General features: G+C 64.3%; 8 protein-coding genes. 4 read left to right on the forward strand and 4 right to left on the reverse strand.

Annotation, left to right across the window (positions count from 1 at the left end):
* Positions 1–28: 28 nt before the first annotated feature.
* On the reverse strand, positions 29–1,549 hold the full coding sequence (locus V9L17_RS20650) for an amino acid permease (RefSeq protein ID WP_337352722.1): 1,521 nt from the start codon (positions 1,547–1,549) through the stop codon (positions 29–31).
* A gap of 225 nt (positions 1,550–1,774) precedes the next feature.
* Between V9L17_RS20650 and V9L17_RS20655 the strand changes: the two genes are divergently transcribed.
* From V9L17_RS20655 to V9L17_RS20665, 3 genes are read left to right on the forward strand one after another with little or no spacing between them, the layout of a single operon-like run.
* The gene (locus V9L17_RS20655) at positions 1,775–2,203 is read left to right on the forward strand and encodes a hypothetical protein (protein ID WP_337349073.1); all 429 of its coding nucleotides are present in this window, start codon (positions 1,775–1,777) and stop codon (positions 2,201–2,203) included.
* Complete coding sequence (locus tag V9L17_RS20660) at positions 2,197–2,430, forward strand: helix-turn-helix transcriptional regulator (RefSeq protein ID WP_337349072.1); 234 nt, start codon at positions 2,197–2,199, stop codon at positions 2,428–2,430. The genes V9L17_RS20655 and V9L17_RS20660 overlap by 7 nt, the downstream gene beginning before the upstream one ends.
* Positions 2,427–3,398, forward strand: coding sequence for an NAD(P)-dependent alcohol dehydrogenase (locus V9L17_RS20665; RefSeq protein WP_337349071.1), 972 nt, complete (start codon positions 2,427–2,429; stop codon positions 3,396–3,398). Before V9L17_RS20660 ends, V9L17_RS20665 begins: the two co-directional genes overlap by 4 nt.
* A 39-nt stretch (positions 3,399–3,437) precedes the next feature.
* Here the strand turns inward: V9L17_RS20665 and V9L17_RS20670 are convergent, their stop codons facing one another.
* From V9L17_RS20670 to V9L17_RS20680, 3 genes are read right to left on the reverse strand one after another with little or no spacing between them, the layout of a single operon-like run.
* A complete protein-coding gene (locus tag V9L17_RS20670) occupies positions 3,438–4,049 on the reverse strand; it encodes a DinB family protein (RefSeq protein WP_337349070.1) in 612 nt (203 codons plus the stop codon).
* A gap of 10 nt (positions 4,050–4,059) precedes the next feature.
* Complete coding sequence (locus V9L17_RS20675; RefSeq protein WP_337352723.1) at positions 4,060–5,040, reverse strand: phosphotransferase family protein; 981 nt, start codon at positions 5,038–5,040, stop codon at positions 4,060–4,062.
* Positions 5,030–5,185: a hypothetical protein gene (locus V9L17_RS20680; RefSeq protein ID WP_337352724.1), complete on the reverse strand. Its 156-nt coding sequence runs from the start codon at positions 5,183–5,185 to the stop codon at positions 5,030–5,032. The genes V9L17_RS20675 and V9L17_RS20680 overlap by 11 nt, the downstream gene beginning before the upstream one ends.
* Positions 5,186–5,370: 185 nt before the next feature.
* Between V9L17_RS20680 and V9L17_RS20685 the strand changes: the two genes are divergently transcribed.
* Positions 5,371–6,183, forward strand: coding sequence for an IclR family transcriptional regulator (locus tag V9L17_RS20685; RefSeq protein WP_337349097.1), 813 nt, complete (start codon positions 5,371–5,373; stop codon positions 6,181–6,183).
* The last annotated feature ends 325 nt before the right edge of the window (positions 6,184–6,508 follow it).

Genomic DNA, 6,508 nt, shown 5'->3' on the forward strand with positions numbered 1-6,508 from the left:
AGCCCTGGCCCCGGCCGAGGGTCGATGCCTAGCGGTGGGCGGAAACCGCGGTGGTGACCACCGGCAGCGGTGAGGTTTCGTCCACGAGGTCGGCCCGGCGTCGTCCGTTCCCCTTGACCCACAGCCGGTAGGCGAGGACCAGCATGCCCAGCCACGCGGCTCCCACGTACAGTGCGACGCGGGTGTCCTCGAAAGCGCCCAGGACGGCGATGACCAGTGCCATGAACGCGATGGTCAGGACAGAGGCCGCGGGCCACCACGGGGACGGGAATTCCGACGCCGGCAGGCCCTTCCGGGCGATCTCCCGCTTCATGGCCACGTGGGAGGCGAGGATCATGACCCACACCCAGACGGTGGCGAACGTGGCGATCGATGCGATCAGGATAAAGACGTCTTCGGGAATCACGGCGTTCAGCACGACGCCCACCAGGAGGATGCCGGCCATCATCACCACGGTCATCCACGGGACACCATGGCGGGAGACCTTGCCGAATACGGCCGGCGCGTGGCCTTGGTTGGAGAGGCCGAACAGGATGCGGCCCGCTCCGAAGATGTCGCTGTTGATGGCGGACAGGGCTGCCGTGATGACCACGGCGTTCAGGATATGGGGCGCCGCAGGGATGCCGAGGCCGCTGAAGATCTGGACAAACGGGCTGCCGTTGCTGCCGATCTCGTTCCAGGGGAAGAGGCTCATCAGGACGCCGAGGGTCAGGACATAGAAGAGCAGTACGCGGACCGGTACGGTGTTCACCGCTTGGGGGATGACCCTCTTGGGATCGGCGGCCTCCCCGGCGGTGATGCCGAGCGTCTCGATCCCACCGAAGGCGAACATCACGACGGCGAACGAGGCCAGCAGCCCCTCGAAGCCGTTGGGGAACAACCCTCCGTGCTCCACGAGGTTGCCCAGTCCGGGCGCCACGGTTGAACCGCCCGCCTGGAAGCCGAAGGCGATGATGGCGGCGCCGCCGGCGATCATGGCGATGATGGCGACCACTTTGATCAATGAGAACCAGAATTCCAGCTCACCGAAGACCTTGACGCTGAGCAGGTTCAGCGCGGCCAGGAAGCAGATGATCGCCAGGATCCAGATCCAGCGGTCCACTTGGGGAAACCAGAAGCCCATGTAGATGCTGAAGGCCGTCACGTCTGCGATGGCCACAATCGCCATCTCAAAGACGTAGGTCCAGCCGGTGACAAATCCTGCCAATGGGCCGAGGTAGCGGCTGGCGTACTGGCCAAAGGAGCCCGAGACGGGGTGCCGGACTGCCATCTCGCCCAGGGCCCGCATCACCATAAATACCGCGGCACCGCCGATGATGTACGCGAGCAGGACCGCCGGGCCCGCCTTCTGGATTGCCGAGGCGGAGCCATAGAACAGGCCGGTGCCAATCGCAGAACCGAGCGCCATAAAGCGGATATGGCGGACGTTCAATCCCCGGTTCAGAACACTTGCGACGGCGGCGCCCGGCACACCCTTACCGGGTGGGCTTGGCTCTTGCGCGCCTGCGTCGTGCCTGGCTGTTTGTTTCGGGACGGCTGATTGCTGCATAACAAGTACCTTCTCGTCATTGGGAGGGGATCGCTAACCAGCAGACCATCCTGGCGCCCGGAGTGATGAGCCTCACGGGAGCTTGGTGTCTTTCATCTCAGACTGAGCCGGACGGGTGTTGGATTCGTCAACCACTGAGTCTAGAACCCTTGACATGGTGTCTGGTTTTCTTTACATTCGGAATGTCAGGTTTGTTTTACATTCTTTGGGAACGGCGGAAACGGAATGTCCTTCGAAGAGAAGAGCGCGTGGATCATGGGGGTGGTGGCCGTGGGTTCCTACGGCGCTTACCTGGCCATCGTCCTTGGCCTGGCCGGGACCATGCCACTTGTTGATGTTCCGTATGTCGCGCCGCTGCTGTGGACCGTCGGCGCCTCCATTGCAGTGTCCATCGCCCTGCACGCCTTGATGGGCATTTTTTCGCCCAGGGACGCCGGGAAGAAGGACCAGCGCGACCGCGAAATCTACCGCTTCGGCGAGTACATCGGCCAGTCGTTTGTGGTCATCGGGGGAGTGGCAGCACTGCTGATGGCAATGACGGAGACGGACCACTTCTGGATCGCGAACGTCATCTACCTGACGTTTGTCCTGTCGGCGATCCTGGGTTCCATTGCAAAGATTGTTGCCTACCGCAGGGGGTTCCAGCCGTGGTGAAACCAACGCGGGTAACCAACTCAATCCGCCGGCTGCGGTTCGAACGGGGCGAGATGACCCAGGCGGAGCTCGCCGAGCGCGTGGGCGTCACCCGCCAGACAGTCATCGCCATCGAGCAAGGCCGTTATTCGCCGTCGTTGGAGATGGCCTTCCAGATTGCCCACGTGCTCAGCGTGCCGCTCGAGGACGTTTTCCAGTACCCGCACCGTGAAGGAGACGCATCGTGAAAGCTATTGTGCAGGACGTTTATGGAAGTGCGGACGTGCTTCAGCTCAGGGACATCCCGACGCCGGCGCCTGCCGAAGGAGAGGTGCTCATCCGGGTCCGCGCCGCCGGCGTCGACCAGGGGGTCTGGCACCTCATGACCGGGATGCCGTACCTGGTCCGGCTTTTCGGCTTCGGGTTGAAGAAGCCCAAGGTGCCGGTCCGCGGGCGGGAAGTTGCCGGCGTCGTGGAGGCAGTGGGGGCGGGCGTGACCCGGTTTCAGCCCGGCGATGAAGTGTTCGGCACCTGTGAGGGGTCTTTCGCGGAATTTGTTTGCGCCAAAGAGAAGCTTGTGGCGCGCAAGCCCGCAAACCTGACCTTCGAAGAGACAGCGGCCGCCCCCATTTCTGCCGTGACAGCCCTGCAGGCCGTCCGCGACGCCGGCCGGGTCGCTCCTGGACAGAAGGTGCTGGTCATCGGGGCAGGCGGGGGAGTGGGGTCCTTCGCCGTCCAGTTGGCCACGGCGTACGGCGCTGAGGTCACCGGCGTCTGCAGCACCGGCAAGATGGATCTGGTCCGGTCGCTTGGAGCTAGCCATGTCATCGATTACACACGCGACGACTTCTCACGTGCCGGCGTGCTGTACGACGTCATTGTCGATACCGCCGGCAACCGGCCGCTCTCTGTTTCGCGGAAGGCGCTCGCTCCAAAGGGAACACTCGTGATTGTAGGAGGCGAAGGCGGCGGGAACCTGACCGGCGGATTTGAACGCTCCCTCGGTGCGCCGTTCGCCTCGCTGTTCTCCGGGCAGAAGTTCAAGGGACTGGTCTCAACGGAAAAATATCAGGACCTTGAGGCCCTGACTTCCATGATCGAGGCTGGCAGCGTGAAGCCCGCCATCGAGAAGGTCTATCCCCTTGCGGAAGCTCCGGCGGCCATCGCCTCCCTGCACGAGGGGCGGGTGCGCGGCAAGGTGGTGGTCCGTATTTGAAACGACTGCTGGCTGCACGCCCCTACCCGGATCGCGGGGTCAGGCATCGCTCCGGGCTGCCCCTTCCTGAGTCTTGCCGGAGGCTTCCCGCGCGGCGGCCTCTATGGCGGCACGGTGGGTGGCCCAGTCCTCGGTGTTTCGCGAGGTGAGGTTGGGATCACCGGGACGCTGGCCGGCGGTCCTGTCGATGAGTTCGCGCAGGATGTCGGCGTGGCCCAGATGCTGGGACGTTTCGGCCAGCATGTGGACAAGGATCTGGTGCAGTGTGACGTCGCGTCGCTCCTCCGGCCACCACGGAACAACGCCGGGGGAGTCCAGCGGCAGCGCCTCGATGGTCGCGTCGGTGTGCGCCGCGGCGAACAGATGCAGACCGACAATGTCTTCACGGCTTTCGTCGGCTGTGGCCCAGAGGTCTGCGTCGGGGCTCGCGTCGTCGTCGAACCATGGGAGATGCCGCCCGCTGGGACGGCCGAAGACCTCACCAAAGTAGCCAAGCTCCATACTCGCCACGTGCTTGACCAGGCCCAGCAGGTTGGTGCCGGTGGGCGTGAGCGGCCGGCGGACGTCGTAGCCACCCAAGCCCTCCAGCTTGCCCAGGAGGTTCTCCCGCCTGACACGAAGATAGTGGTGGAGTGTCTCTTTTTCGTCCATAGCGGGCACTCTACCCAACCGGCGGAGCGTCAGCCGTCAAGGTAGAACCTGGGGCCGAGAGTCGTTCCCGCAGCCAGTGAATGACGGCTTCGCCCTGCTGCTGCTGGAAAGACCGGAGGCTAGGTAGGCCTGGCGGAGGCGGTTGCCGGGCGGCATCGGTGAAGTAGCCAGCAAGGCCGGCCAGGAAGCCGTCGACGTTGGCCGCGTTGGCAGTCGTGAAGACGCTGTGGGAATGCAGGAACGCGTCGGTATCGAAGGCAGGATCGAAGACGCGAACGTTAATGAGAACCGTGAGGGCATCCACCCACGGCGCACCGATGGCAGCCCACGGCCAGTCCACCAGGACGGCTCCGTTGGTGGCCGTGATGATGATGTTGTCAGCACGGACGTCGGTGTGGGCCAGCGATGCACCGGCCACGTCTTTCAGGCCCTGCTCCGCCAGATCCTCCAGCGTGTCCAGGTTCTGGAGGATCCAAGGAGCGCAGTCCTCTGGCGGATTGCGCCGGATGCGGGTCCACCCTCCAAACGGATCCGCGAGTTCGGTTTGAAGAGGGGGCAACCGGGTGAGTTCCGGCGGGAGCGGTGTCCCGGCTATCGCCAGCAGGGCGTCAAGGACCAGGTGAACCTCGACGGCGTTCCACGGCGTGTGGGGATGCCTGCCTTCCACATCGCTGAGCACCAGCGCGACCCATTCGCCGTCGTCATAGGTGCCGATCAGGGTCGGCGCTGGAAGCCCGGCGGGAAGTGCGGCTGCAACGGCCGCCTCCTTCCGATGGATTCCGGGCGAGTGCTCGTTCAGTTGCGGACTGACGGCTTTAACGAAGGCGCGCCGGCCGGCGGCGGTGAGGACCCGGTCCGCAGTGCCGGGAGAAAAGCCTCCCCGCTGGCCCATTGCCTCAACAACGGGGGAGCCGAGAACCCGTTCGATGCCGGCGCGCACGTGGCCGGGAAGCTCGGCCCAGCCGATCCTGGGACTCCACTCAGGCTGCACGGGAATGGCCACCTTCGCCGGGTGTCCACACAAAAGGCGTGGTGGTGGGGATTGCCCGGAATCCCAGGCGTCGAAGGACCGGCTCGCTGGCAACGGAGGCATCCACCTGCAGGAAGGCGGTAAGGATGTCGGCGGTTGAGACCATACGCTTCAGCCTAGGGTCTTTGTCCGCACACAGGGCACTTCCCCCGGCATCTGTCTGGCATCCCGGACAGATGCCTTGCCTTCATTGCCTTCCAGCGGGCAGCTAAGGGCGCAAGCTTAAGTACGGGATCCCGGACATGCCTGAAGGATCCCGCAAGAAATACGGAGGATACGGTGGCGGTAAGCATGGAAGCAAGGGCGCAGAGTGGGCGTGAGCCAAAGGTGACTTCCAAGGTCCCCGCTGCCGAGAACACACTGCGCATCCTCAAACTGCTGGCTTCAAAGCGTGGCCCCATGGCGGCGTCGAGCATTGCCACATCCCTCGGATTGCCGCGTTCGAGCGTCTACCACCTTCTGGGGGTGATGGAGGCCAACGGCTTTGTCCTCCACCTCCACGAGGAACAGCGCTACGGATTGGGCATCAGTGCTTTCGAGCTGAGTTCGGCCTACTCTCGGCAGGAACCGCTCTCCCGCTTGGGCCGGCCGCTGCTGGCGTCGCTGGTGGACGTGATCGGCGAAAGTGCCCACCTGGCCGTCCTTCATGGGCGTGACGTGCTCTACATCGTGGAAGAGCGGGCCAAAAACCGCCCGTCGCTGGTGACCGACGTCGGCGTCCGGCTCCCCAGCCACCTCACCGCCAGCGGACGCGCTATCCTCGCGGCATTGCCGAAGTCGCAGGTCCGCGCGCTGTACCCGAACGCTGCGGCTTTCACCGCCCGGCATGAGGTGGAGGGCGCCATCATGAAGTACTCGGCGCTTTCCTCCCACCTGGACCAGGTTCGGCAGCGCGGCTATGCCACCGAACACGGGGAGGTAACGCCCGGTTTCGGCTCGATTGCTGCCGCCGTCACGGATCACGTGGGATGGCCGACGGCGGCAGTAGCCGTTACGTTCCTCGAAGACAAACTGCCGGCGGACCAATGGCCGGCCCTCGCGGCCCGGGTCCAGAAAGTAGCCGACGAGCTTTCGGTCCGAATCCACGGCCGCCCCGCCAAGTAGAACCGGTCCCGACTTTCCTCTACCCGCCTCCGCACAAATAAGTAGCAGCAGATGTCGTTATGAGCGCTCAAAACGACATCTGCTGCTACTCAGTTGGGAGTGAGGGGGTGCGTCTGGAATCCCGGACAGCACCCCTTCGAAAGCCCTGTCAGGGCTCGCCGGGAGGGGCTTTAGTAGATATAGAACCTCTTCCAAGAACCGCGACCCCAACACTCGCCCAGAACACGAAGGAGCCCCTCATGGCACCCGCCGATTTCACTACCGGTGCCCGCCCGGTTAAAGCAGCCCGCGGCACTGAGCTGACCGCTAAGAGCTGGCAGACGGA

This window comes from Pseudarthrobacter sp. CCNWLW207, from assembly GCF_037203945.1.
GTDB lineage: Bacteria > Actinomycetota > Actinomycetes > Actinomycetales > Micrococcaceae > Arthrobacter.